The sequence below is a fragment of the Mesorhizobium sp. ORM8.1 genome (assembly GCF_053005525.2).
In genome coordinates this window covers 6,464,952-6,490,965 of the sequence record NZ_CM132600.1, presented here as the reverse complement: position 1 = coordinate 6,490,965, position 26,014 = coordinate 6,464,952, and the positions used below count along the sequence as shown (strand labels likewise).

Genomic DNA, 26,014 nt, shown 5'->3' with positions numbered 1-26,014 from the left:
AGCAGGAAACCGACCCTGAACGGCCGAAAAGCGAAGCCTGTCAAAGGCTTTCCGGCGCTGGCCTAAGGCGGAATTTCATGGCTGCCATGAAATGCATTGATGACCGCCTGCTTCTGTCGTCCACTTGAACCGTGATAGTCGTTTGGCACGACGGGAATCGGATCGCGTGACGACGATGAGCTATCAAACGACGAGCGACCCTGTGCAGGACGCAGCGAAGCCCGGCCGTATCACCGCCTTCGACATCCTGCGTGGCATCGCGCTGATCGCAATGGCGAGCTACCATTTCACCTGGGATCTCGAAAACTTCGGCTACACCGCGCCCGCCCTCACCACCTTCGGGTGGTGGAAGTTCTATGCGCGCTGCATCGCCTCGACCTTCCTGTTCCTGGTTGGCGTCAGCCTGTTCCTCGCCCATGGCCGGCAAATCCGCTGGCCGAGCTTCTGGAAACGCTTCGCCATGGTTGCCGTCGCGGCGGCCGCCATTTCGGCCGTCACCTACTTCGTCACGCCGGACGGCTTCATCTTCTTCGGCATCCTGCACGAGATTGCGCTGGCGAGCCTGCTTGGCCTCGCCTTCCTCAGGCTGCCGGCGCTGCTGACGGCGATCGTTGCCGCGGCCGTCATCGCGGCGCCATACTATCTGCGCTCGGAGGTCTTCGATCACCCGGCGCTGTGGTGGGTCGGCCTGTCGGCAAGCAATCCGCGCTCCAACGATTATGTGCCGCTGTTTCCCTGGTTCGGCGCGGTCCTGCTCGGCATCGCGGCGGTGAAGCTTGCCTCCTCATCCGGGCTGTTGGCGCGATTGGTGACATGGAGACCCGGCCGCTGGTCGAACCCGCTGACCTTCATCGGCCGGCACAGCCTCGCCTTCTATTTGATCCATCAGCCATTGCTGTTCGGGTCGGTGTGGCTCTTCTCGCAGGTCATGCCGGCGCCGCCGCAAGACAAGGACGCGAACTTCCTGCCGGCCTGCCAGGCGCAGTGCGAGCAACAGCAGGACAGCACGTTCTGTTCCAGCTATTGTGGCTGCATGCTGGATACGCTCAAGGGCGAGGGTTCGCTCGACAAGCTCTACAGCAACGACCAGTCCAGCATCTGGAAATCGCATCTGACCGACCTGGCAAGCACCTGTACCGCCGCCACGGAAAGCAAGATGGAGGGAGGGCAGCAATGACGGGGATCGCAAAGCCGAGGCACGGCATCATTCCCTGGCCGCCGGTGATCTATGTCGTGGCGATCGCGCTCAGCGTCGTGCTCGGCATGTTCTACCCGCTGCCCTGGATCGGCGACATTTTCGGCGACCTCCTGTTCGGCGTCGGACTCGTCGCCCTGTTTGGCGTCGTCATGCTCTGGATCACCGCGATACGCGCCATGATGCGGGCGAAGACGACGCTCGATCCCAATGCCGAGCCCGAGCATCTGGTGACCTCAGGCCCGTTCGGCATCACCCGCAACCCGATGTACCTTGCCAACACGCTGCTCCTGATCGGTGTTGCCTTCATCACCGGCATCGCCTGGTTCCTGCTCTTCGCCTTCCTCGCCGCCTTCGCGACGCAGAAGCTGGCGATCGAGAAAGAGGAGAAAATGCTCACAGCCAAGTTCGGCAAGAAATACCGCGACTACGCCAAGCGGGTGCGACGCTGGATTTGAGGCGATGACGCTTAGGTGTTGACGCCCAGCTCGACCAGCCGCTCGACACGACTCCTCGGCCTGGTCGAGTTCGGCCAGCGTCTCCTCGAGGTCGCGCCGCTTCTGGCGTAAATCCTCGCGCTTTTCCTCGATGCGCTTGATCATCAGCTTGAGCTGGCCGACCTCGCCGGGCGGCTCCTTGTACATCTGGATGATTTCGCGGATCTCGTTGATCGAGAAGCCAAGCCGTTTTCCGCGCATGATCTGACGGATCAGGTGCCGGTCGGACGGGCGAAACAGCCTGGTGCGGCCTCGCCGGACTGGCTGCACCAACCCTTCGTCCTCGTAAAACCGCAACGTCCGCGTCGACACGTCGAATTCGCGCGTCAACTCGGTGATCGTGTAATATTCCCGCATTCTCGCTCCCACGCCCGAACGTCCAGGCATTACCGATGCGCGGCGCCCTTCCTCCGATCAAATCCGTCCCATGCCGGAATCGGCACATGACCTCAGGGGCAACGTCGCACGGCATTTACGTAAAAGTCAATTAACGGCGGTTCGTTGATTTAGGGCACTCTAAACCACCAGGTCGCCAGCCCGAGAAAGGCGAAGAAGCCTACGCAATCCGTGACGGTGGTGACGAACACCGCCGACGCCACCGCCGGATCGATCTTGAAGCGGTCGAGCACCAGCGGAATGAGGATACCGGCAAGCGCCGCCGCGAACATGTTGATGATCATCGCGGCTGCGATGATGCCGCCCAGATTGGGGTCGCGGAACCAGAAACCGGCGACCATGCCTATCAGCACTGCAAAGACGATGCCGTTGATGAAGCCGACGCCGACTTCGCGGCGGATGATACGGGCGGCGTTGTAGATATCGAGATCCTTGGTCGCCAGAGCCCGCACCGTCACCGTCATGGTCTGCGAGCCGGCATTGCCGCCCATGCCGGCGACGATCGGCATCAGCACCGCCAGCGCCACGATGTGCTCGATTGTGTGGTCGAACAGGCTGATCACCGAGGCGGCGAGAAAAGCGGTCAAAAGGTTGACCAGCAGCCACGGCACGCGCGAGTGCGAGGTGGCAAGCACCGTGTCGGACAGCTCTTCGTCGCCGACGCCGCCCATGCGCAGCAGGTCCTCCTCCGCCTCCTCCTGGATGACGTCGACCACATCGTCGATGGTCAGCACGCCGACCAGCCGCTCGTTCTCGTCGACCACGGCGGCGGAGAGCAGATTATACTGCTCGAACTCCCGCGCCGCCTCTTCCTGGTCCATCGTGGCTGGGATCGCGTGCGAGGTCTCATGCATGATGTCCTCGACCTTGACCGCCCGCCTGGTGCGCAGGACCTGGTCGAGGTCGATGGCGCCCATCAGCTTGAAGCTCGCATCGATGACGAAGATCTGGCTGAAGCGCTCGGGCAGGTTCTTGTCCTCGCGCAAATAGTCGATGGTTTGGCCGACGGTCCAGAATGGCGGCACGGCGACGAATTCGGTCTGCATGCGCCGGCCGGCCGTCTCTTCCGGGTAGTCGAGTGCACGCCGCAGCCTGATCCGTTCGGTGAACGGCAGTTGCGACAGGATCTCGTCCTGATCCTCCTGGTCGAGGTCCTCCAGAATGTAGACGGCGTCGTCGGAGTCGAGCTCCTGCACCGCCTGCGCGATCTGCGCATTCGGCAGATTGTCGACGATGTCGAGGCGGATTGCCTCGTCGACCTCGGTCAGCGCGGAAAAGTCGAAATCGGCGCCGAGCAGGTCGACTAGGGCCCGGCGCTGTTCGGGATGAAGCGCCTCGAGCACGTCACCGAGTTCGGATTGGTGCAGGTCGTCGACTTCACGTTTTAGGGTGATCGTGTCGCGATCGGCGATCGCCGCGCCAATCTGGGCCAGGAAGGATGCCCGCACGGCGCCGTCCTCGCCATAGATATCGGCGTGCTTGTCCTCGGCGGGCGCGACGCCGGTTGTCTGAGTGTCGTGGCCTTCCACCAGCGCCTCCCGCCATCAGAATCCCGAAGTATCAAATCAGGTCTAGCGCATGACCCCAAAAACCGGAAACCGCTTTTGGGAAAATCCAAGACCAGTCCGGCAGATAGCGCAGCGACGGGATTCGTCTTGGCAAGATCTCGCCCTAGTGCGCGGAATAGCCAAGGAAATCCCTCGGCGATCCGGCCCTCCGGAGGCGCTGAATTGCAATGCGTCGCCGGTGCGACAATGCCTTCAGCCGACGCGACAGCTGATGTCGCTGGGGAAAGAGCACCGTCTTACCGTTGCGTCAGAATTGTCGTGATGCACCATACGTCGGCGCATCGCCCAATCGGTCGAGGACAAAACGCTGCCCTTGAACATCAAGTCCGGAAAGACGACTGAGAAAAATACCGAGCGGCGCGTCCGTGTGGTCGTTGCCGAACGCAATCCATTCGTTGTTTCGGCGCTGCGTGAAATGCTGGAATGCGACGGCCGCTTCGATTTGCTCGACGCCGTGCAGAGCGGCGCGCAGTTCCTGGAACTGGCCGCAACCACCAAGTTCGACGTCGCCGTCATCGGCTGGAAGCTCGCCGACATGGACGGCGCCGACATCCTGGCCGAAATCCAGAACCGCCAGCTCGGCGTGCGCGTCACGGTCTTTTCCAATGACCACGACATCGGCATCCTGAAGCAATGCGTGCGCCTGGGCGCGCACGGCTATTGCTTCCAGTTCGACGATCCGGCCATCATCTTCGATACCATCCTTGCCGTCGCGCATGGCCGCATCTGCATTCCCTATATCGACATCAACAAGGTCAACGACACGCCGCTGTCGCGCCTCACCGTGCGCGAGCGTGAATTGCTCGCGGTGCTCTCCGATGGCTGGACCAATCTGCAGATCGCAACGCGTACCGGGATTTCCGAGAATACGGTGAAGTACCACCTCAAGAATCTCTACGACAAACTGGACGTGCGCAACCGCGCCATGGCCGTCGCGCTCTATGCCAGCGAGAAACGCCGCCCGACGAAATCGCCTTTCGGGTAGGCCGGCCGGTGGGCCAATCGGGTAGGATCATCCCACCCGCCCGGGCCAACTCCTTACCCGGCAAGGTGTTGTTGGCCGGCGCCATCGAAACGAAACTCCCTCGATAATCGCAAGCGACTGGAGGAGTTTCGCGCATGGCTGGGTTCACGCATCTTTTCATCCCCGGGCCCACCAACATTCCCGAACAAGTCCGGCAGGCGATGAACCTGCCTATGGAGGACATGCGCGCCGCCTCCTTCCCCGATCTCACACTGCCGCTGTTCGAGGACATCAAGGCGGTCTTCAAGAACGAGACCGGCCGCGTCTTCATCTATCCGTCGTCTGGCACAGGCGCCTGGGAAGCGGCGATGACCAATGTGCTGAGCCCCGGCGATAAGGTGCTGATGTCGCGCTTCGGGCAGTTCTCGCATCTGTGGGTCGACATGGCCGAGCGCCTCGGCTTCGAGGTCGATGTGATCGACTGCGAATGGGGAACCGGCGTGCCGCTGGAGCTCTATGCCGAGCGGCTTAAGGCCGACAAGGCACACAGGATCAAGGCCGTGTTCTGCACCCAGAACGAGACCGCGACGGGTGTGACCAGTGACGTCGCCGGTTGCCGTGCGGCGCTCGATGCGGCAGACCACCCAGCGCTCCTCTTCGTCGACGGCGTCTCGTCGATCGGCTCGATCGACTTCCGCCAGGAGGAATGGGGCGTCGACTGCGCCGTCAGCGGCTCGCAGAAGGGCTTCATGCTGCCCGCTGGCCTCGGTTTCCTCTCGGTGAGCAAGAAGGCGCTCGTCGCTTCGCGGATCGCGACGCACCGGCGCTGTTTCTTCTCCTTCGAGGACATGATCCGCGCCAACGATGCCGGCTATTTTCCTTATACGCCGGCGACCCAGCTGCTGCGCGGCCTGCGCGCCTCGCTCGACCTGATCGCCGAGGAAGGGCTGGAGAACATCTTCGCCCGTCACCATCGCCTTGCCGAAGGCGTGCGCAAGGCGGTCGATGCCTGGGGCCTGAAACTCTGCGCCAAGGCGCCGAAATGGCACTCCGATACGGTCAGCGCCATCTTGGTGCCGGACGGCATCGACAGCGGCGACGTCGTCAAGCGCGCCTACAGCGCCTACCAGACATCGCTCGGCGGCGGTTTGAACAAAGTGTTCGGCAAGGTCTTCCGCATCGGCCATCTCGGCTGGCTGAACGAGGTGATGGTCTGCGCCTCGCTGTCCGCGGCCGAAATGGCGCTGCTCGACTGCGGCGTGCGGCTGGCGCCGGGCTCCGGCGTGGCGGCGGCGATCGAGCATTTCCGGCGCACCGCCGACGTGCCCGTCGCCAAGGCGGCGTGAGGAGCGCACGATGAGCCACACCATCAACCACCTGAAGAAGCTCCGGCTGCAGCGCAGCGAACTGGCCGTCCCGGGTTCCAGCCCGGAGATGATCGACAAGGCGGCAAACAGCGCCGCCGACTTCGTCTTCCTCGACGTCGAGGACGCGGTCGCGCCACCGGACAAGGAACGCGCCCGCAAGAACATCATCCAGGCGCTGAACGACATCGACTGGCGCGCCAAGGGCAAGACCGTCTCGGTGCGCATCAACGGCCTCGACACGCATTACATGTACCGCGATGTGGTCGACGTCATGGAACAGGCCGGCGACCGGCTGGACACCATCCTGGTGCCGAAGGTCGGCGTGCCGGCCGACCTCTATATGGTCGAGGCGATGGTCAACCAGATCGAGATGGCCAAGGGTTTCAAGACCCGGGTCGGCCTCGAAGCGCTGATCGAGACGGCGCTCGGCATGGCCAATGTCGAGGCGATCGCCGCCACGCCCGGGCGGTTGGAAGCCATGCATTTCGGCGTCGCCGACTATGCCGCCAGCAACAAGGCGCGCACCGTCAACATCGGCGGGCTCAATCCCGACTATCCCGGCGACCAGTGGCATTTCGCGCTGTCGCGCATGACGGTCGCCTGCCGCGCCTACGGCTTGCGCGCCATCGACGGACCGTTCGGCGATTTCTCCGATCCCGAGGGCTACAAGGCGGCCGCGAGACGCGCCGCCGCGCTCGGCATCGAAGGCAAATGGGCGATCCACCCTTCGCAGATAACTCTGGCCAACGACGTGTTCTCTCCGCCGGAAAAGGAAGTCATCCGCGCCAGGCGCATTCTGGAAGTGCTGAAGGAGGCCGAGGCGCAGGGCAAGGGTGCCGCCGCGCTCGACGGCAAGATGATCGACGCGGCGTCGGAACGCATGGCGCGCAACGTGCTGGTGGTGAATGAGGCGATCGAGCGCGCCGGCCAGGCGCACGCCGTCGCCGCGCAGTAGAGAAATACCGGGAGGACAAGATGGACATTCACGAATACCAGGCCAAGGAGCTGCTTGCCCGCCACGGCGTGCATGTGCCGCGCGGCGGCCTCGCCTACAGCCCCGAACAGGCGACCTACCGTGCCAGGGAGATCGGCGGCTCGAAATGGGTGCTGAAGGCGCAGGTTCACTCCGGCGCGCGCGGCAAGGCCGGCGGCATCAAGCTCTGCGCCAATGACGAGGAGATTTCCAACGCCGCCGAAGCCATGCTCGGTCGCAAGCTGGTGACCAACCAGACCGGCCCGCGCGGCAAGCTGATCTCGCGGCTTTATCTTGAGGAAGCCGTCGACATCGCGCAGGAGCTCTATCTCGGCTTCGTGCTCGACCGCAAGGAAGAGCGCGTGATGATCGTCGCCTCGGCCGCCGGCGGCATGGAGATCGAGGAGATCGCCGAGACAGCGCCGGATTCGATCATCCGCGCCGCCGTCGATCCCGGCGTCGGCATGCAGCGCTTTCAGGCACGCGAGATCGCCTTTGGCCTCGGGCTCGAGGACAATCTGATCGGCAAGGCCACGGAAACCATCCTCGGCTGCTACCAGGTGTTCCGCGACTACGATGCCTCGATGCTTGAGATCAATCCGCTGGTGGTGACGCGCGACGGCAATCTCGTCGCGCTCGATGCCAAAATGTCGTTCGACGAGAACGCGCTGTTCCGTCGCCCGGAAATCTCCGAACTGCGCGACAAGAGCCAGGAAGACCCGCGCGAGACCTTCGCCAGCGATCGCGGCCTCTCCTATGTCGGGCTGGACGGCAACATCGGCTGCATCATCAACGGCGCGGGGCTCGCCATGGCGACGATGGACATGATCAAGATCGCCGGCGGCGAGCCGGCGAATTTCCTGGACATCGGCGGCGGCGCCTCGCCGGAGCGCGTGGCGAAGTCCTTCCGCGCCGTGCTCGGTGACAAGAATGTCGAGGCCATCCTGGTCAACATCTTCGCCGGCATCAACCGCTGCGACTGGGTGGCCGAGGGTGTCGTCAAGGCCATCCGCGAGGTCGGCGTCGGCGTGCCTTTGGTGGTGCGCCTTTCCGGCACCAGGGCCGAGGAAGGTCGCAAGATCCTGGCCGATTCCGGCGAAGCGGTGATTGTCGCCGAAACGCTGGCCGAAGCCGCCGAGAAAGCGGTCGCCGCCTGGCGCGCAGCCACCAAGACAAAAAAAGCAGCCTGAGGGAGGTCGAACAAATGGCAATCCTGCTCAACCGCAGCACCCGCGTCATCGTGCAAGGATTCACCGGCAAGATCGGCAGCTTCCATGCCGACGACATGAAGCGCTACGGCACCAAGCTGGTCGGCGGCGTCACCCCCGGCAAGGGCGGCCAGACGCATCTCGGCCTGCCGGTCTTCAACACCGTCAAAGGCGCGGTGCGCGAGACGCGCGCCGAGGCCAGTATCGTCTTCGTGCCGCCGCCCTTTGCCGCCGATTCGATCATGGAGGCGGCGGACGCGGGCATCAAACTTTGCGTGTGCATCACCGACGGCATCCCCTCGCAGGACATGATGCAGGTCAAGCGCTACATGCGCCGCTATCGCTTCGAGGACCGCATGCGGCTGGTCGGGCCGAACTGCGCCGGCGTCATCACGCCCGGACAGGCGCTGATGGGCATCATGCCGGGCAATATCTATCTGCCTGGACGCGTCGGCATCGTCGGCCGCTCCGGCACGCTCGGCTACGAGGCGGCCTCGCAGATGAAGGCGCTCGGCATCGGCGTGTCGACCAGCGTCGGCATCGGCGGCGATCCGATCAACGGCTCGTCCTTCAAGGACATCCTGCAGCTCTTCGAGCGCGACGACGATACCGACGCCGTGGTGATGATCGGCGAGATCGGCGGCCCGCAGGAAGCCGAAGCCGCGATCTGGGCGCGCGACAATATGCGCAAGCCGCTGATCGCCTACATCGCCGGGCTTTCCGCGCCGAAGGGACGACGCATGGGCCATGCCGGCGCGATCATCTCGGCGTTCGGCGAATCGGCGCAGGAGAAGGTCGAGATCCTCAAGGAAGCCGGCGTCATCATCGTGCCGACGCCGGCGTGGTTCGGCGAGGTCGTGGCCGATACGCTGGCGCGAACGAAGAAGGCAGCGTAGCCTTCGCGAACAGGCCGGCCTCGCCGGCGGTTGCCGGAGCGCGAGGCGGCGCTGGCCTGTTGCATAGCCTGGTTACTTCACAACCATCAATTTTATTAATCTCTAAAATAGCTATCACTAAAGAAATTGGAACAATGTGCCATAGTTAAAAATGCCGCACAGAAGTATGTGCAACGCCGACTAGACTTTGCTAGAGCAGTATCCCATGAGGATGCTTCTCGACTGGGTGCGACGTTGTTTCACCACGGACAGGTTGACGCTGGTGACGGCGAGCGACGCAAGCCATGCGCGCTCGCTGGAGAACCTGCTGGCCAGCATTCAACGCCATGAGCCGGGCGCGAGGGTCGTCGTCTACGATCTCGGCATGACCGCCACCCAACTCGGCCATCTGAAGTCCCGCTTCCGTTACGAGTTCAAGGCCTTCGAGTTCTCGAAATATCCGGCCTTCCTCGATATCAGGATCGCGGCCGGCGAATACGCCTGGAAGCCGCAGTTGATCCGCGACGCGGCGCGCGAAAGCCGGGAGATCGTCTGCTGGATGGACGCCGGCAACATCGTCACGGAACCACTGCGCAAGCTGCGGCGCGAGGCACGGCGCGAAGGCTATTATTGTCCGCAATCGCAGGGCACGATCTCGGAATTTACCCATCCGGCTATGCTGGCTTATTTCGACCTGCCGGCGGATTGGAAAAGCGATTTTCGCAACCTCAACGGCGCTTGCGTGGCCTTTGACATGCGCAATCCGCGAGGCGCCAGCCTGCTTGAAGACTGGGCGCGGTACGCCCTCATCAAGGACTGCATCGCGCCAGAGGGCTCGAGCCGCGCCAATCATCGCCAGGACCAGGCGCTGCTTACCGTGCTCGCATATCGCGCCGGCCGGGCTCGCGAAAGCAGCAAGGCCGCCAGGAAGCTGCTGGGGTTCAAGACACACCAGGATGTCGAGAGCTGACCATGCACCCGTGCCGTGAGACACCAAAACTCAAGAATACAGGTGGAAATATTGAAGTGGTTTAGCCGCAAAACCGAAAAGCGCATGAGACAACGTCTGCAGGCCGAGCTTCCAGTTTTCTACCCGAGTTCGGGGAACTATTGGCTTTACCCGCATCTGACATACAGCGCCGCCAACCACTTGCCCAAGCAGTTGCTGAGGCTCGTTACTGCCCCGGCGGCCCACAGCATGAACAGCTCGGATTTAGCCGGCGATGGTGACAACCGCCTGGAAGAATTGTTCAGGGTTTACGGCTCCGACAAGGGTACCAATGGCTATGCTCCGGTCTACAATTTCGTTTTCCGGAGCCTCGGTCGACCAGATTTCACGCTCCTGGAAATTGGTCTTGGCACCAACGACCCGCTTGCGATTTCGACTATGGGAGCGACGGGGCGACCTGGAGCGTCACTACGCGCATTTCGCGACTACATGCCGAAGGCAGCGATCTATGGCGCCGACATTGACAGGAACATCTTGTTTTCCGAGCAAGGCATTCGTACGGGATGGGTAGATCAAACCGACATCGCCACATTTGACGGATTGGTCTCTCAGTTGGGACGCACTTCGTTCGATCTCATAGTCGATGACGGGCTTCACTCCAGCGAAGCGAATTTGAACACCATCGACTTCTGGCGGCGCAGTTCGTCACAAGGTGGATGGGTGGTCATAGAAGATATCCCTGAACGCACACTTGATGTCTGGCGCGTTGTTGCGGGTCTTCTCGGCCAATCCGGCCATGATTGCTGGCTGATAAAGGCACCGAATTGCTTTATGTTTGCCGCGCGCCACGCCGGTCAGGATCACTCCACACCACGCGATTGACCCAAAGCCCAACAGCCTGATCGTGGCCGGCGATTCAGTTACCAAACGGTGGCGTGGCGCACCGGCTTGCCGGCCTGTCAACGCCATTTTCAGAGCGCGCTCGTACAGGTGACAAGATCAGGCCAAGATTGCGCAACAAAACTTAATATCACTTCACGCATGCGGCCACTTTCACCTGAAATAGTCGGAGCATCAGGGGCTCTCACCGCCCCGCTGCTCTGGAGCATGCATGTTCAAAATGGTTTCTGGAAACTTCGCCCGCCAGGCCTCTCTCGCGGCGATGGCGATCCTGTTTTCAACGCATTCGGAGATCGTGCTGGCGGCGGACGCGATTGCCGTCGATACCGAGGATTTGACACAGCCGCCGGAGCCTTCCCGTTTCGGGCGCTTCGAACAGAAACTGGGCGACTGGCATGTCGTCCTTGGCGGTGGCGCCATCATCACCCCCAAATACGAGGGCAGCAACGAATTCAAGGTCATGCCGGTGCCTTTCATATCGGCGACATTCCTCGACACGGTAACGATCGATCCGACAGGCGCCAACATCGCCCTCTATGAACAGGGGCCGTTCGAATTCAGTGCGCGGCTTGGCTATGACATGGGCCGCAAGGAAGACGATTCCGACCATCTGCGCGGCCTGGGCGATGTCGACATGAGCGCGACCGTCGGCGCCAAGGCGGCGGTGAAGTTCGGTCCGGCGGAAATCTTCGCGCAATTGGACAAGACGATCGGCGGCAGCGATGGCCTGGAGGGTATGATCGGCATCGAAGTGACCCAGCCTCTGTCGCAATCGCTGATGGTCGGCGCCAGCGCATCGGCGGTCTTCGCCGACGAAAAATACATGCAGGCCTATTTTGGCGTTACGCCCGAACAATCGGCTCGATCGGGCTTGGCGCGTTATGATGCCGGCGCCGGGTTGAAGCGCGCCGATTTTTCGATTTCCGCCACATATATGCTCAATCGGAGCTGGATGGTGCGTGGCCAGGCGGGGGTCGGCATTCTTGTGGGGGACGCCGCCGACAGCCCAGTTGTCGTCGACAAGGTCCAGCCCTCGGGGATGCTCCTTGTCGGATATCGGTTTTGATGCCCACACACAGTGCGATGCAGACCGCGGCAAGCGGGATCGATTTGAACGCCGAGTTCAAATCGCCGAGGCAAGGACCGCATATCCTCATTGTCGAAGACGATGTCGACATCGCCCGCATGCTGGGCGAGACGCTCACTGAAAACGGCATGATCGTGGAAATCGCCGGCAACGGCGTCCGGATGAACGCCGCGCTCCGCAACCAGAAATTCGATCTGATCGTGCTCGACATCATGCTGCCGGGCGAAAACGGCCTCAGCATCTGCCGCCGGCTTCGTGCGCAAACGAATGTTCCGATCCTGATGCTGACCGCGCTCGGCGAGGAAATCGACCGCATCTTCGGGCTGGAGATCGGTGCCGATGACTACGTGACGAAACCGTTCAGCGCGCGCGAACTGACGGCAAGGATACGGGCGTTGCTGCGCCGCACGGCCTACGCTCCCGACGAGCGCGACCGGTCGAAGGTGCTTTGCTTCAACGGCTGGCGCCTCGATCCCGTTCGCCGGCAATTGCATGATCCGAGCAATGCCCGGGTTGCGACCACGACGCATGAATTCGATCTGCTGCTGGCGTTCTGCCGCAATGCAGGCCGGGTTCTGTCGCGCGAGGAACTTCTCAGCGTAACCCATGCCGGGCTTGCCGGCCCGATCGAGCGAAGCGTCGATGTCCATGTCAGCCGGATCCGCCAGAAGATCGAAAAGGACGCGCGCGATCCTGTGCTGCTCCGGACCGTTCGGCTGGGCGGCTACATCTTCACCGCGACGGTGGAGGAAGCGTGAGGGACCTGGTCCGCCGTTTCCTGCCCCGGTCCGTGCGTGTGCAGTTCGCGGCAATCATTTTCATCGCGGTGATTGTGATCTTGTCCGTCGGATCGGTCGTCGAAGGTTTGATAGAGAAGATCGACCTTCCCGTTATGGAAGATAGCGCCAGGCGAGCCGCCGTGGTCGCTGCCCTGTTGCGCGAAACCCCCGCCGAAGCTCGTGGTGCTGTTCTGGCGGCAGCGACGCGAGCCGGCTTTGATTTCAAGATCCTGCCGAAGGAACAGACCCGCAGTCTTCCATACTCCTATCTGCAATGGCGAAGCATCGAATGGCTATTCGGGATCGAGAAAGGGGCGATTGATGGACAGTGGACAAGGCTTGCCGGCCAATACGCTTTTGTCATCGATCTGGATCAGCAGAGCGTCTTGGCTCATTTCGGCATGCCAGATTCCTGGCTGACATCAGGCTTCGTCCGTGTCTCGTTCTACAGGTTCATGGCTTTCGTCGCCTTGCCCGTCCTGATCTGGCTGTTTGCGGTATGGGCCGTGACCGATCCGCTGAAGCGCATCTCGGCGGCGGTGGGGGAAGCTGAAATCGAGAATGGCAACGAGCTTTTCGCCGAACACGGCTCCATCGAAATGGTCGGTCTGACGCGCGCGCTGAACACGATGCGGGCACGTATCCGCGCGATGATCGAAAACCGCACGCGCATGCTGCGCAGCGTCAGCCATGATCTGCGCACACCGTTGACACGGCTGCGGCTTCGCGCCGAGCGCATGGAGGATGGCCCCGTTCGAACCGCCCTCTTGTCCGACGTCCAGCACATCGAAGATCTGATCGACGAGACCTTGACCTATCTGCGCAACGATGTCTCGACGGAAAAGCTGCAACGGGCCGACATTGCCAGCGTACTGCAAACCGTCTGTGCAGAATTCTCCGATGTCGGGTTTTCGGTTTCCTATTCCGGGCCGGACAGGCTTCTGGGCTGGTGCAAACCCAATGCGCTGGCGCGTGCCATCACCAACCTGTGCGACAACGGCGTCAAATTCGCCGGCAACGTCACCGTCGCGTTGACGCAAACCGACACGGTGGCGCGCATCGCGGTCGGCGACGATGGCCCGGGCATTTCGATGACGGCGCGCTCGCGCGTCTTCGAGCCCTTCTTCAAGGAGGACATGTCACGCGGCGTTGCGTCCAAACACGGTTTCGGTCTGGGCCTGTCGATTGTAGCGGATATCATCCAAGGTCATGGCGGCAAGATCGAGTTGCACGACAACCGGCCAACCGGTCTTGTCGTCACCGTCGACCTGCCGAATGAAAGGGGCCAACCTTTGTAGGATGGCCGGCGCCTTACTGGAAGCCCTATGAGCGCCGGATTGCCCGAGGTGATTTAAGGCTTGCTTCAGGAGAATTTGGTGCGGTCGAGAAGACTCGAACTTCCACGGGTTGCCCCACAGCGACCTCAACGCTGCGCGTCTACCAATTCCGCCACGACCGCACGTGGTAGGAGCCGGAACCGACCGGCTCGGGGCCTGTAGCAAATCGTTTCCGGCGAAACAAGTGCGCCGGGCGGAATAATCGCAGGCACCTGGCACACAATGCTCCATGGTGTCGCCGTACTTGCGGAACTGGACGTTTGGATCCTTTGCCGCCATATGAAGGGAAACGCATGTCGCCGAAAAGCGTAAGGCGGTTTTGGGGTGACGACATGCACAGCCAAAAACGATCGAATGATGACAGAACGCAGCCAGATCGCCACGTCGTTCCTGCCCCTGCCCGGCTCGGCGCCGGTCGAATGGATGGTCGAGCCCGGCCTGACCGCATATCCCGATGCCCTTGCCTTCATGGAAGCACGCGCCGAGGCGATCCGCGCCGGGGCTGCAAGCGAAATGGTCTGGCTGGTTGAGCACCCGCCGCTCTACACCGCCGGCACGAGCGCCCGCAGCGAGGATCTGATCGAACCCGATCGCTTCCCGGTCTTTGCCGCCGGACGTGGCGGTGAATACACCTATCACGGCCCGGGACAGCGTGTGGCCTATGTGATGCTCGATTTGAAGCGCAGGCGCGAGGATGTGCGCGTCTTCGTCGCCGCGCTGGAGGACTGGATCATCGGTACGCTCGCCGCCTTCAATGTGCGCGGCGAGCGGCGCGAGGATCGCGTCGGCGTCTGGGTGGTGCGTCCGGATCGCCCTCGCCTGCCGGACGGCTCGCCGGCCGAGGACAAGATCGCGGCAATAGGTATCCGGCTCAGGCGCTGGGTGAGCTTTCACGGCATCGCCATCAATGTCGAGCCGGACCTCGGCCATTTCAGCGGCATCGTGCCTTGCGGCGTCTTAGACCACGGCGTGACCAGTCTTGTCGATCTCGGCCTGCCGGTGACCATGGCCGATCTCGACCTCGCTCTGAAATCAGCCTTTGAGGACGTGTTTGGACCTGCAATGGCACCGATCGCCGAGAAGGCCCTAAAGGCGGGCTGAACCCGGCCCTACATTAACTGCGCCGACGCCCACAGCATCCCGTAGCCGTGGATGGCAAACACAGCGAGCAGCGCGCCGGCCATCGCCAGCCGGTCGAAGGGCTGGATCGGCTTCAGCTCGTGACGCGGCTTCACGCCGCTGCCCATGGTGAGCAGGCTGAGGATCGAGAACACCGCGCCGGCGATCAGCAGGAAGCTTGGTGAAAAACCGGCCCGCCAGCCAAGCGCCAGAAGCGCCGACAAAAGGAAGAAGGACGCCAGCGCAAGCGCTATCGGCCCGGAACAGATCTGCCGCAGCACCTGGCCGCCGTCGAACTTCCACACCGGGACCAGATTGGCGATGTTGAAGAGTGACGCGCAGCCGGCCAGTGTCGCCAGCAGCGCCGCAGCCAGACGGTGCCCTTCGGCGCTGGCAAAACCGTTGGCGGCGATCAGCACCGGCACCAGGAACGCCGAGAAGCCCGCGCCCATCAGCGCCACGAAGGCCACCTCGAAGCGGCTGTCATAGGGTCTGCCGCCCATGGCGATGCCACCAAGCAGCGGAATGAAGATCATGCGTGCCCGGCGATGTCCCGTCAGCCGGAACGCCGCCATGTGGCCGAGCTCGTGCAGCGCGACCACCGAGGTCAGGATGGCGGCCAGCGCGAAGCCGCCGATGTTGAGGCCGAAGAACGGCCACAGGATGAAGGCGGAAAGCACGGCAAAGCCAACCTGGCTTACCGGATGCTCGAACCAGCCGCCCTTGCGGTACTGCCCGGTTGCCGCCCAGATCTCCAGCTTGCGCAGTTCCCGGCGCATAGCGAAGAAGCGGAAGATCAGGAAAGCGACGCCGCGATAGCGGTCGGCCTGGCTGAGCGTCACCCGCGTGGCCTCGCCTTCCGGCGCAAGCGCGGTGATCTCGCGATAATTGGCCCAGAACGAGGGATCGAGCGCGGTATCCTCGATCACGCGCATCGAGAAGCGGCTGCCTTCCACCACATCCTCGAACCGCGCCCTACGGTGGATCGGCTGGCCGTCCCGGCCCTCCCAGGACAGCTTGATCAACGCCGTCCCGCCGCCGTCCAGCGCTTCGGCCGAGAGGATTTCGCCGGACCACCCGGCATCGCTGCCGAACGGCCACAGCGCCTGCCAGAGCCGGGCCTGCTCGGCCCGTATCACACGGCTGACGGTAACCGTGCGCAGACCGAGCGGCACCGTCATCAGCAAAAAGATCAGCCCGAGATTTCCGGCCACGAGTGTGACCGTGACAATGACCGACACCGCCTATGCTCCTGCCTTGAAGGAGCACCCTAGCGGCGGCACGACCAAGAAAGACTTAACAACGGGCGGGCTCTTGCCCGTCCCGACAAGGGCGAGCCCTTTGCTCGTCCCAGGCGGGCTCTCACCCATCCCAGACAACGGACGGGCACTTGCCCGCCCCGGCGCGGCGACCATGCCGCCTGATCACATGGCGCCAATCCAGATCGCCATGGAAACAAGGAAGGTGCTCATGCAAACCAGCGAGACGACATCCTGAACCAGATCAGACATAACTCTCTCCTGTTGTTGATATGTTCGCAATTTGTTCTAATTTTGTTCGAATGTCAACGACCTCCTTGGCACGGCGAGAGGCAGAGAATTTTACACAGTAAATGAAAGGTAAACGCTGGCTGAGGGGTGACCGGTCGAAGCCGCAGCGCCCGAGAGCCCTTGGGGGCCGCAAGACCAGGCGCCTATTCCCCACCAACCGGCGTGTGCAATGCGCTCAGAGTTGCCTGCGTCCCTTCCGACAGCAGCACCCGAAACCTACGACTGCGGGCAGCCGCAGGTTTCACGGTTGAAGCCCTGGACGCATCGGTATGAGCCACCACGCGGACACCCGAAAAGCAGGGAGTAGACGGTCGACAAGGCGACCGCCAGGAACAGCAGCACGACAATCCCGAGAATGACCTTTTTCATGGCGGCCTCCGGCCGGCGACAGGTCGCATCCTATCACATCCGCGGCGGATACACGGCTGACCGTCATGACAGCATTGCTGGCTGGAATCCGGCTCCCGGCCCGTTAGCGTAGATCGTCAGCCAAGCCTCAGAGAGGCACGACCTTGCCTTCGGCCAGCGTCACGCGCCGATCCATGCGGCCCGCCAGCTCATGATTGTGGGTCGCGATCAGCGCCGCCAGGCCGGATTGCCGGACCAGCGCCTCCAGCGCGTCGAAGACGTAGGACGCCGTCACCGGGTCGAGATTGCCGGTCGGCTCATCCGCCAGCAGCACCAGCGGCGCGTTGGCCACCGCGCGCGCGATCGCCACGCGCTGCTGCTCGCCGCCCGAAAGCTCGGCCGGCCGGTGTTGCGCGCGCTTGCCGATCTGCATGTAGTCGAGAAGCTGCGCCGCCCGCTCGGACGCGTCCTTGCGAGGCAGCCCCTTGATCAGCTGCGGCATCATAATGTTTTCGAGGGCCGAGAATTCCGGCAGCAGGTGATGGAACTGATAGACGAAGCCGACATCGTTGCGGCGGATCGCGGTGCGGTCCTCGTCCGACAGCCGGCCGCAGGCACGGCCGCCAAGGATGACGTCGCCGGCGTCGGGCCGCTCCAGCAGCCCCGCGGTATGCAGCAGCGTCGACTTGCCGGTGCCTGACGGCGCCACCAGCGCCACCATCTCGCCGCGCCGCAGCGAGAAATCGGCGCCGTTCAAAATGGTGAGCTTGCGCGGCCCCTGGACATAGTGCCGCTCGACGCCCTTCAACTCGATAATGGTCTCGGCCATCATTCGTACCGCAAGGCTTCGACAGGATCGAGCCGGGCTGCCCGCCAGGCCGGAAAGACGGTTGCAAGAAACGACAGGCCGAGCGCCATGATCACCACATAGGTGGTCTCGCGCGGATCCATCTTGGCCGGCAACTGGCTGAGGAAATAAAGCTCGGGATTGAACAGGATCTTGCCGGTCATCCACGAGAAGAACTGGCGGATCGATTCGATGTTGATGCAGATGACCACGCCGAGCAGCACGCCGGCGATCGTGCCGGTAACGCCGATCGCCGCGCCCGTCATCAGGAAGATGCGCAGGATCGCGCCGCGCGAGGCGCCCATGGTGCGCAGGATGGCGATGTCGTGGCCTTTGTCCTTCACCAGCATGATGAGGCCGGAAATGATGTTGAGCGCCGCCACCAGCACGATCAGCGTCAGGATCATGAACATGACGTTGCGCTCGACCTGCAGCGCCGAGAAGAAGGTCTCGTTGCGCTGGCGCCAGTCGACGATATCGATCGGCCGCTGCGCCGCCCGCTCGACCAGCGGCTTCAGCGCATCGACATTGTCCGGATTGTCGACATAGATCTCGATGGTCTGCGCCCGACCGTCCATGTTGAAATAGAGCTGCGCTTCCGAAAACGGCATATAGACGATCGAACTGTCATACTCCGACATGCCGACCTCGAAGATCGCCGCGATCTTATAGCCCTTCATGCGTGGCGTGGTGCCGAGCGGCGTCACATCGCCGTCGGGCGAAATCAGCGTGATGGTATCGCCGAGCACGAGACCGAGATTCTCGGCCATGCGCTTGCCGATCGCCACGCCTTCGCCGGCATCGAAGCCGTCGAGCGTGCCTTCCTTGATGTTGCCGGAGACGATCGAGATCTTGCCGAGATCCTCGCCGCGGATGCCGCGCACCAGCGCGCCCGTACCGCCGCCGACATTGCCTTGCGCCAGCACCTGGCCGTCGATCAGTGGGATGGCATATTTGATGCCTGGGACGCCGTTGATGCGGCCCGCCACCTGCGCGTAGTCCTCAAGCGGCGAATCGAGCGGCTGCACGATCAGGTGGCCATTGACGCCGAGGATGCGCGTCAGCAACTCGGCGCGAAAGCCGTTCATCACCGCCATGACGACGATCAGCGTCGCGACGCCGAGCATGATGCCGAGGAAGGAGATCGAGGCGATGACCGAAATCACCGTCTCCTTGCGCCGCGAGCGCAGATAGCGCCACGCCACCATGCGCTCGAAACCCGAGAATGCACCTGCCGCTGACCGGGCCGCCGCCGCTTCGCTCATGCGGCGACACCCAGGCGCTTCTTCGCCTCGGCGACCGGCAGCGTCTCGCGCTCGCCGGACTTGCGGTTCTTGATCTCGACCTCGCCGGCGGCCACGCCGCGCGGGCCGACGATCACCTGCCAGGGCAGGCCGATCAGGTCGGCGGTGGCGAACTTGCCGCCTGGACGCTGGTCGGTATCGTCATAGAGAACGTCCTTGCCGGCCGAGGTCAGCGCCGCGTAGAGCTCGTCGCAGACGCGGTCGCATTCGGCGTCGCCCGCCTTCATGTTGATCAGGCCGATATCGAACGGCGCCACCGCCTCCGGCCAGATGATGCCGTTCTCGTCATGGCTCGCCTCGATGATCGCCGCCACCAGGCGCGACGGGCCGATGCCGTAGGAGCCGCCGGACGCGAAGTGATCCTTGCCGTCGGGCCCGGTCACCTTGGCGTTCAGCGGCTTCGAATATTTGTCGCCGAAATGGAAGATGTGGCCAACCTCGATGCCGCGCGCCGAGACCCGGTCGGCTTCGCCGAGCTTCTCCCAGGCCGCCTCGTCATGCATCTCGTCCGTGGCGGCGTAAGGCGTCGTCCATGTCTTCACGATGTCGCCGATCTCGGCGTCGTCGGAAAAGTTGGTGTCCGCGCCCGGCACGCCCAGCGAAAGATAGGCGCGGTCGCAAAACACCTGGCTCTCGCCGGTGTCGGCTAGGATGATGAATTCGTGGCTGAGGTCGCCGCCGATCGGACCGGTGTCGGCGCGCATCGGTATCGCCTGCAGGCCCATGCGCGTGAAGGTCCGCAGATAGGACACGAACATGCGGTTGTAGGCTGCGCGCGCGCCCTCGAAATCGAGGTCGAAGGAATACGCGTCCTTCATAAGGAATTCACGGCTGCGCATGACGCCGAATCGTGGCCGCACCTCGTCACGGAACTTCCACTGGATGTGATAGAGATTGAGCGGCAGGTCCTTGTAGGACTTCACATAAGCGCGAAAAATCTCGGTGACCACTTCCTCATTGGTCGGACCGTAGAGCATGTCACGGTCCTGCCGGTCCTTGATGCGCAGCATCTCCTTGCCGTAGTCGTTGTAACGGCCGCTTTCGCGCCACAGATCCGCCGACTGGATGGTCGGCATCAGGATTTCCAGGGCGCCGGCGCGGTTCTGCTCCTCGCGGATGATCTGGCAGACCTTGTCCAGCACGCGCTTGCCGAGCGGCAGCCAGGAAAAGCTGCCCTGCCCTTGCTGGCGGATCATGCCGGCGCGCAGCATCAGCCGATGCGAGACGATTTCAGCCTCGCGGGGATTTTCTTTGAGAATGGGCAGGAAATAGCGCGACAAACGCATGGACTGGTCCGTGAGTGAGAATAGCGGCGCCGGAATCGGCGCGACGAGGCTTGTTTGCCCGGGCTTCATAGCCATTTCGTGGCCGAATGGAAACCCGAGCACCCTAAAGTGTTGACGGCCTCTGAACCCGACCAAAAAGCCAGTCGAGGCCCTGAAATGCCAAATACCGCTATTTGATCGATTCACAAGCAAGCTATGCTACACTATTGTGCAGTGCAGCACGATATTGCCCGTTTCGGGGCAAAATTCTTCGTGACATTTTCACCTGCCTTGGTCTAGTGTGCGCCGATAACCGAGAGGGCGGAGAAAAATCTGCTCTCCTACGCGGTCAAAGTCTTGGGAGGATGCGATCTAGGCGCGGTTACTCGCTGCCGCCGGACACCGGAAACGGATCGGACGCGTTTAAATTGCAAGGCCTTGTGCCTTGCATTTTTTTTGTGCAATCATCCGCTTAGCACGCCCCCTGCCAAACAGCTTGATCATCATGCAGCCGTCAAGATCGGAAGCCGGCTTCCGATCTCAACCTTGGCGCGCGTTTACTGCTCAATACTTGCGAAAACTGTAGCGTTGAGCAATTTCAGGAAAAGTATGAAGCGGTTAAGTTCGGCGACTTCGCCGTAACCCTCCGTCGGTAATTGCGTCGAGCAAAAAGTGGGGAGGTTCGCCAAGGCGAACCTCCCCACCTCAGTGACTGGCGTCCGGCGTGAAGTCCGGCATCATCCGCATGATGTCGTCGAAACCGAATCCCAGACCCACCGTCAGGCCATAGAGAACGCCCATCACGACCATTGTCACGATCGTCGCGCGGATGAAGGCGCGCAGCACATGCGGTCCGCGCGGCGCGCTGGAAACGGTGCCCAGTGTGACATCCTGGTCGTCGTCCTGGGTGCGCAGGCTGAACGGCAGAACAATGAACAGCGCCAGCCACCAGGTGACGAAAAACAAAGCGGCGAACAGAACCCAGTTCATGCCTGCTCCAGTTCGACCAATGTGCCGAAGAAATCCTTGGGGTGCAGGAACAGCACCGGCTTGCCATGTGCCCCGATCCTGGGGTTGCCATCGCCGAGCACGCGGGCGCCGCTCGCCTTGAGATGGTCGCGCGCGGCAAGGATGTCGTCGACCTCGTAGCAGACATGATGCATGCCGCCTGACGGGTTCTTCTCCAGGAAGGCGGCGATGGGGGACGCCTCGCCCAACGGCTCCAGCAACTCGATCTTGGTGTTGCCGACATCGACGAACACCACGGTCACCCCATGTTCCGGCAGCGCCTGCGGCTCGCTGAGCCGCGCGCCAAGCGTAGTGCGATAGGTTGCGGTCGCGGCAGCCAGATCCGGCACGGCAAGCGCGACATGATTGAGGCGTCCAAGCATGAAAAGCTCCGCTTTAGGGAGTAAGGCAGTAGGGCAATAGGGGAAAAACAAGGAAACAAGCAACCGCTCGTTCTTCCCCTACTGCCTTACTCCCCTATTCCCTTATTCGTCACCGCGTGACGAATACAGTCACCAGCGGCTTCTTGCCCCAGGCCTCATTGGCGGCGCCACGCACCGCGCGGCGCACCGCTTCCTGCACCAGATCGAGATCCTTCCGGCGCTGACGCGGGATGGAGTCCACCGCGCCGACCGCCGCGTCGAGCATCAGGTCTTCCAGCGTATTGCCCTTGCCGTCCGCCTCGGCGACGCCGATGGCGACAAGGTCCGGATCGCCGGCGAGCTCGTATTTGTCGTCGAGCACGACATTGACCGCGACATGGCCGGCGAATGAGAGCTTGCGCCGGTCGCGTATGCCCATCGCCTGGTCGGTGCCGATCAGCGACCCATCCTTATAGACGCGGCCGAACGCCACCTGGTCGATGATCGTCGCCGGGCCCGGCCAGAGCCTGAGCAGATCGCCGTCGCGCACCTGCGCCACCTGGCCAATGCCCGACATCGACATCAGCGAGCCCTGCGCCACCAGATGCGCCGCCTCGCCATGCACCGGAACGCCGATCTGCGGCCGCACCCACTCATACATCTTGCGCAATTCGCTGCGCCGCGGATGGCCGGAGACATGCACCAGCGCGTCGCCATCCTCGATGATCTTGATGCCGAGATCGATGAGGCGGTTCTTGATCTCGAGGATAGCCTTTTCGTTGCCGGGAATGGTGCGCGAGGAAAACACCACCGTGTCGCCGGCCGTCAGCGACACCGATTTCATCTCGTCGCGCGACAGCTTGGCCAGCGCCGCCAGCGGCTCGCCCTGGCTGCCGGTGCAGATGATCACCAAATTCTCGCGCGGGATGAAGCCGTAATCCTCCTCGGCAATGAACTCCGGCAGGCCGTCCATGTAGCCAAGTTCGCCGGCGACATCGATGACGCGCTTCAGCGAACGGCCAAGCACCAGGCATTGCCGGCCGGCATCACGCGCCGCTCTCGCGATCGAGACGATGCGCCCGACATTGGAGGAGAAGGTCGTGACCGCGACACGGCCCTTGGCGCTCTCGATGACGCCCTTCAGCCCTTCGCCGACTGCAACTTCCGACGGCGATTCGCCTTCGCGCAGAGCATTGGTGGAATCGCAGATCAGCGCCAGCACGCCCTTGTCGCCATAGGCGCGGAAACGCGCCTCGTCGGTCATCGGGCCGATCGTCGGCGCCGGATCGATCTTCCAGTCGCCGGTATGGATCACCGTGCCGGCCGGCGTGGTGATCGCCAGCGACATCGGCTCGGGGATGGAATGCGCGACCGGGATGGCCTCGATCTCGAACGGTCCGATGGTGAATTTCTCGCCGGCCCGGTAGATCGTCAGCGGGATCTTGGGCGCCCCCTGTTCGCCCTGCCGCTTGGCTTCGAGCAGTCCGGCAGAAAACGGCGTCATCCATACAGCCGCTTTGAGCTTCGGCCAGATGTCGAGCAGCGCGCCGTAATGATCCTCATGCGCGTGGGTGATGACGATGCCGCGCAGGCCGTCGATGTTTTCCTCGATGAAACGCGTGTCGGGCAAGATGAGATCGACGCCCGGATGGGCGCTGTCGGGAAACGTCACCCCGACATCGACGACGATCCATTCGCGCGCGTGCGCCGGCCCGTAGCCGTAAAGGGCGAAATTCATGCCGATCTCGCCGACGCCACCAAGCGGCGCGAAGACGAGTTCGGCGTTTTCCTTGTTCGCCATCAAATTCTTTCCTTCCTGGCCTCTCAGGCCAAGTCACTCAAATCAAGTCGTCAAAGACGAGCCGACGCGACAGCGCCGAAATGCACATCGCCGGCGGCAATCGTCAAAACCGATCCCTCATCGTCGCGGATCACAAAACGGCAGTCCTCGTCAATGGTTTCGAAGACGCCACGCACCACATTGCCGTCAATTCTGACAGCAACCTCGCCGCCAAGGCCCGCCGCGCGGGTCAGCCAGCGCTTTCTTATGGCATTAAGCCCACGCCCGTCATCCCACAGCCGGGCATTCTCGCTCCAGGCATCCGACAGCGCCAGGAACAACGTCTCGGCGTCGCAATCGGCGCCCAGCGCCTGCAACGACGTCGCAGGATAAGGCAGATCCTGCGGATAGGCCGCCACATTGACGCCGATGCCGATCGCAACCGCGAAACGGCCGCCTTCGAGCATGGTCGATTCCAGCAGGATGCCGGCGAGCTTGGCGCCGGAAGCCAGCACATCGTTCGGCCATTTCAGCTCGAAACGGTTGCGGCCCTGGCTGGCGCCGTCGACGGCGACCGCGATCCGGCCCTTCGGCACGACGGCGTCGAGCGCATCGGCGAGCGCAAGGCCGGCGACGAAGCCGAGCGTCGCGGCAAGCTTCAGTTCGCTGCTAGGAATGAGAAGCAGCGTTGCCGCCAGATTGCCTGCGGGCATCAGCCAGGCACGGCCGCGCCGGCCACGGCCGCTTTCCTGCCTTCTGGTGACGACCCAGAGCTTGCCGGGATCGCCGGCCCGCGCGTGCTCTAGCGCCACCGTGTTGGTGGAGCCGACGCTGTCATGGGCATCGAGCCGGAACCCTTCCGAAGTCGCGGTTGGAGCCAGCCGAAACGCCATCCCGTCAGAAGAAGGTCTTTGCGGCGGCTTCGGCGTAGCTGCCGATCGGTCCGCCGATCAGCACGTAGAACAGCACGAAGGCGCCGCTGACGCCGAGCACGACGCGCAGCTCGCTCGCCATCGGCACGAAGCCGCCGACCGGCTCGTCGAACCACATGATCTTGATGATGCGCAGGTAATAGTAGGCGCCCACCACCGAAGCCAGCACTCCGATGATCGCCAGCGCATAGAGATGCGCGTTGATGGCGGCGAGGAACACGTACCACTTCCCCCAGAAACCCGCGAGCGGCGGGATGCCGGCCAGCGAGAACATCAGGACGGTCAGGATGGTGGCCATGTACGGATTGGTCGACGACAGACCGGCAAGATCGCTGATCTGCTCGACATTGCCTTCCTTGCGCCGCATGGCGAGGATGAAGGCGAAGGTGCCGAGCGTCATCACCAGATAGATCAGCATGTAGATGGCAACGCCACGCACGCCGTCCTGGCTGTTGGCGGCCAGGCCGACCAGCGCGTAGCCCATATGGCTGATCGAGGAATAGGCCATCAGGCGCTTGATGTTGGTCTGGCCGATGGCCGCGAAAGCGCCAAGCGCCATCGAGGCGATCGAGATGAAGACGACGATCTGCTGCCAGTCGGCGGCGATCGGCTTGAAGGCGCCCATGGTGACGCGCACGATGAGCGCCATCGCCGCCATCTTGGGTGCCGCCGCCAGGAAAGCAGTGACCGGCGTCGGTGCGCCTTCATAGACGTCCGGCGTCCACATATGGAAGGGCACGGCGGAAATCTTGAAGGCAAGGCCCGCCAGAACGAAGACGAGGCCGACCACCAGGCCAAGCTGGCGCTCGCCACTGCCGAGCGCCGAGGCGATTTCCTGGAAGCCGACATTGCCGGTGTAGCCGTAAACGAGGCTGATGCCGTAGAGCAGCATCCCCGACGACAGCGCGCCAAGAACGAAATACTTCAGGCCTGCTTCGGTCGAACGCAGATTGTCGCGGTTGATCGCCGCCAGCACATAGATCGCCAGCGACTGCAGCTCGAGGCCGAGATAGAGCCCGATCATGCCGTTGGCCGAGATCATCAGCATCATGCCGAGCGTGCAGAGCAGGATCAGCACCGGGAACTCGAACTTGTCGAAATGCTCCTGCCGGGCAAAGCGCATCGACATCACCAGCGCGACCGCCGAGCCGATCAGCGACAGCATCTTCATGAAGCGCGAAAAGGAATCCTGGATGAAGGCGCCGCCATAGCCAGGTCCAACCCCGCTGGAGAAGGCGAGCGACAAGCCGGCGATCACCAGCACGACGACGGCAAGCACGGTCACCGTCATGGTGTTGTTGCTGCGCGAATAGGCGCCGATCAGCAGCAGAACCAGCGCGCCGATGGCGAGGATCAGCTCCGGCGTCGAGAGCGAAAGACTGGAGAGAAGGTCCGGCGTCATGG

Annotated in this window: 24 protein-coding genes, 1 tRNA gene and 1 pseudogene; 13 read left to right on the top strand and 13 right to left on the bottom strand. The window is 62.8% G+C overall.

Annotated elements, in window-relative coordinates; all coding sequences use genetic code 11:
* The first annotated feature begins 175 nt into the window (after positions 1-175).
* Both ACVDG8_RS32340 and ACVDG8_RS32335 read left to right on the top strand, forming a co-directional pair.
* Entirely contained in the window at positions 176-1,177 is a 1,002-nt protein-coding gene (locus tag ACVDG8_RS32340; protein ID WP_447252095.1) for a heparan-alpha-glucosaminide N-acetyltransferase, read from the top strand.
* Positions 1,174-1,653, top strand: coding sequence for a methyltransferase family protein (locus ACVDG8_RS32335; RefSeq protein ID WP_447252094.1), 480 nt, complete (start codon positions 1,174-1,176; stop codon positions 1,651-1,653). Before ACVDG8_RS32340 ends, ACVDG8_RS32335 begins: the two co-directional genes overlap by 4 nt.
* A gap of 11 nt (positions 1,654-1,664) precedes the next feature.
* Here ACVDG8_RS32335 and ACVDG8_RS32330 read toward each other — a convergent pair.
* Together ACVDG8_RS32330 and mgtE are read right to left on the bottom strand one after the other, a co-directional pair.
* A pseudogene (locus tag ACVDG8_RS32330) lies at positions 1,665-2,049 on the bottom strand (MerR family transcriptional regulator).
* Between the two features lie 149 nt (positions 2,050-2,198).
* Positions 2,199-3,617 carry a magnesium transporter gene (mgtE, locus tag ACVDG8_RS32325; protein WP_455707382.1) on the bottom strand — a complete coding sequence of 473 codons (1,419 nt, stop codon included), beginning with the start codon at positions 3,615-3,617 and terminating at the stop codon, positions 2,199-2,201.
* A gap of 352 nt (positions 3,618-3,969) precedes the next feature.
* Here mgtE and ACVDG8_RS32320 point away from each other — a divergent pair, with 352 nt between their 5' ends.
* The 10 genes from ACVDG8_RS32320 (at position 3,970) to ACVDG8_RS32275 (ending at position 14,056) form a co-directional block, all read left to right on the top strand.
* Positions 3,970-4,641, top strand: a complete 672-nt coding sequence (locus ACVDG8_RS32320) for a LuxR C-terminal-related transcriptional regulator (RefSeq protein WP_447252093.1) — start codon at positions 3,970-3,972, stop codon at positions 4,639-4,641.
* Positions 4,642-4,775: 134 nt separating this feature from the next.
* The gene (locus tag ACVDG8_RS32315; RefSeq protein WP_447252092.1) at positions 4,776-5,966 is read left to right on the top strand and encodes an aminotransferase class V-fold PLP-dependent enzyme; all 1,191 of its coding nucleotides are present in this window, start codon (positions 4,776-4,778) and stop codon (positions 5,964-5,966) included.
* A 10-nt stretch (positions 5,967-5,976) separates the two neighbouring features.
* Positions 5,977-6,942: an HpcH/HpaI aldolase/citrate lyase family protein gene (locus ACVDG8_RS32310; protein ID WP_447252091.1), complete on the top strand. Its 966-nt coding sequence runs from the start codon at positions 5,977-5,979 to the stop codon at positions 6,940-6,942.
* 20 nt (positions 6,943-6,962) lie between these two features.
* The gene (locus tag ACVDG8_RS32305) at positions 6,963-8,150 is read left to right on the top strand and encodes a malate--CoA ligase subunit beta (protein ID WP_455707381.1); all 1,188 of its coding nucleotides are present in this window, start codon (positions 6,963-6,965) and stop codon (positions 8,148-8,150) included.
* Positions 8,151-8,164: 14 nt separating this feature from the next.
* Positions 8,165-9,064 carry a succinate--CoA ligase subunit alpha gene (gene sucD, locus ACVDG8_RS32300; RefSeq protein WP_447252090.1) on the top strand — a complete coding sequence of 300 codons (900 nt, stop codon included), beginning with the start codon at positions 8,165-8,167 and terminating at the stop codon, positions 9,062-9,064.
* Between the two features lie 205 nt (positions 9,065-9,269).
* Positions 9,270-10,013 carry a DUF1647 domain-containing protein gene (locus ACVDG8_RS32295; RefSeq protein ID WP_447252089.1) on the top strand — a complete coding sequence of 248 codons (744 nt, stop codon included), beginning with the start codon at positions 9,270-9,272 and terminating at the stop codon, positions 10,011-10,013.
* 84 nt (positions 10,014-10,097) lie between these two features.
* Complete coding sequence (locus ACVDG8_RS32290) at positions 10,098-10,874, top strand: hypothetical protein (RefSeq protein ID WP_447252088.1); 777 nt, start codon at positions 10,098-10,100, stop codon at positions 10,872-10,874.
* A gap of 229 nt (positions 10,875-11,103) precedes the next feature.
* Positions 11,104-11,958: a MipA/OmpV family protein gene (locus ACVDG8_RS32285; RefSeq protein WP_447252087.1), complete on the top strand. Its 855-nt coding sequence runs from the start codon at positions 11,104-11,106 to the stop codon at positions 11,956-11,958.
* A 17-nt stretch (positions 11,959-11,975) separates the two neighbouring features.
* Positions 11,976-12,737, top strand: coding sequence for a response regulator (locus ACVDG8_RS32280; protein ID WP_447257154.1), 762 nt, complete (start codon positions 11,976-11,978; stop codon positions 12,735-12,737).
* The gene (locus tag ACVDG8_RS32275; RefSeq protein WP_447252086.1) at positions 12,734-14,056 is read left to right on the top strand and encodes a sensor histidine kinase; all 1,323 of its coding nucleotides are present in this window, start codon (positions 12,734-12,736) and stop codon (positions 14,054-14,056) included. The genes ACVDG8_RS32280 and ACVDG8_RS32275 overlap by 4 nt, the downstream gene beginning before the upstream one ends.
* Positions 14,057-14,132: 76 nt before the next feature.
* On the opposite strand, the gene ACVDG8_RS32270 is transcribed toward ACVDG8_RS32275, so the two are convergent.
* Positions 14,133-14,217 (bottom strand) — tRNA-Leu (locus ACVDG8_RS32270).
* Positions 14,218-14,452: 235 nt separating this feature from the next.
* On the opposite strand from ACVDG8_RS32270, the gene lipB reads away from it, so the two are divergent.
* Positions 14,453-15,196 (top strand): lipoyl(octanoyl) transferase LipB, encoded by a 744-nt coding sequence (lipB, locus tag ACVDG8_RS32265; protein WP_447252085.1) that lies wholly within the window; start codon positions 14,453-14,455, stop codon positions 15,194-15,196.
* An 8-nt stretch (positions 15,197-15,204) separates the two neighbouring features.
* On the opposite strand, the gene ACVDG8_RS32260 is transcribed toward lipB, so the two are convergent.
* The 10 genes from ACVDG8_RS32260 to nuoN form a co-directional block, all read right to left on the bottom strand.
* Positions 15,205-16,455 carry a site-2 protease family protein gene (locus tag ACVDG8_RS32260; protein WP_447252084.1) on the bottom strand — a complete coding sequence of 417 codons (1,251 nt, stop codon included), beginning with the start codon at positions 16,453-16,455 and terminating at the stop codon, positions 15,205-15,207.
* Positions 16,456-16,980: 525 nt separating this feature from the next.
* Entirely contained in the window at positions 16,981-17,133 is a 153-nt protein-coding gene (locus tag ACVDG8_RS32255; RefSeq protein ID WP_447252083.1) for a hypothetical protein, read from the bottom strand.
* 127 nt (positions 17,134-17,260) lie between these two features.
* Complete coding sequence (locus ACVDG8_RS32250; RefSeq protein WP_447257153.1) at positions 17,261-17,941, bottom strand: ABC transporter ATP-binding protein; 681 nt, start codon at positions 17,939-17,941, stop codon at positions 17,261-17,263.
* Entirely contained in the window at positions 17,941-19,224 is a 1,284-nt protein-coding gene (locus ACVDG8_RS32245) for a lipoprotein-releasing ABC transporter permease subunit (protein ID WP_447252082.1), read from the bottom strand. The genes ACVDG8_RS32250 and ACVDG8_RS32245 overlap by 1 nt, the downstream gene beginning before the upstream one ends.
* Positions 19,221-20,549, bottom strand: coding sequence for a proline--tRNA ligase (gene proS, locus ACVDG8_RS32240; RefSeq protein WP_447252081.1), 1,329 nt, complete (start codon positions 20,547-20,549; stop codon positions 19,221-19,223). Before proS ends, ACVDG8_RS32245 begins: the two co-directional genes overlap by 4 nt.
* A 684-nt stretch (positions 20,550-21,233) precedes the next feature.
* Positions 21,234-21,518 carry a DUF1467 family protein gene (locus ACVDG8_RS32235; RefSeq protein WP_447252080.1) on the bottom strand — a complete coding sequence of 95 codons (285 nt, stop codon included), beginning with the start codon at positions 21,516-21,518 and terminating at the stop codon, positions 21,234-21,236.
* Positions 21,515-21,919: a methylmalonyl-CoA epimerase gene (gene mce, locus ACVDG8_RS32230; protein WP_447252079.1), complete on the bottom strand. Its 405-nt coding sequence runs from the start codon at positions 21,917-21,919 to the stop codon at positions 21,515-21,517. The genes ACVDG8_RS32235 and mce overlap by 4 nt, the downstream gene beginning before the upstream one ends.
* 109 nt (positions 21,920-22,028) lie before the next feature.
* A complete protein-coding gene (locus tag ACVDG8_RS32225) occupies positions 22,029-23,699 on the bottom strand; it encodes a ribonuclease J (protein WP_447252078.1) in 1,671 nt (556 codons plus the stop codon).
* A gap of 50 nt (positions 23,700-23,749) precedes the next feature.
* Positions 23,750-24,571, bottom strand: coding sequence for a biotin--[acetyl-CoA-carboxylase] ligase (locus tag ACVDG8_RS32220; RefSeq protein ID WP_447252077.1), 822 nt, complete (start codon positions 24,569-24,571; stop codon positions 23,750-23,752).
* 4 nt (positions 24,572-24,575) lie between these two features.
* The gene (gene nuoN / locus ACVDG8_RS32215; protein WP_447252076.1) at positions 24,576-26,012 is read right to left on the bottom strand and encodes an NADH-quinone oxidoreductase subunit NuoN; all 1,437 of its coding nucleotides are present in this window, start codon (positions 26,010-26,012) and stop codon (positions 24,576-24,578) included.
* Positions 26,013-26,014 lie beyond the last annotated feature (2 nt).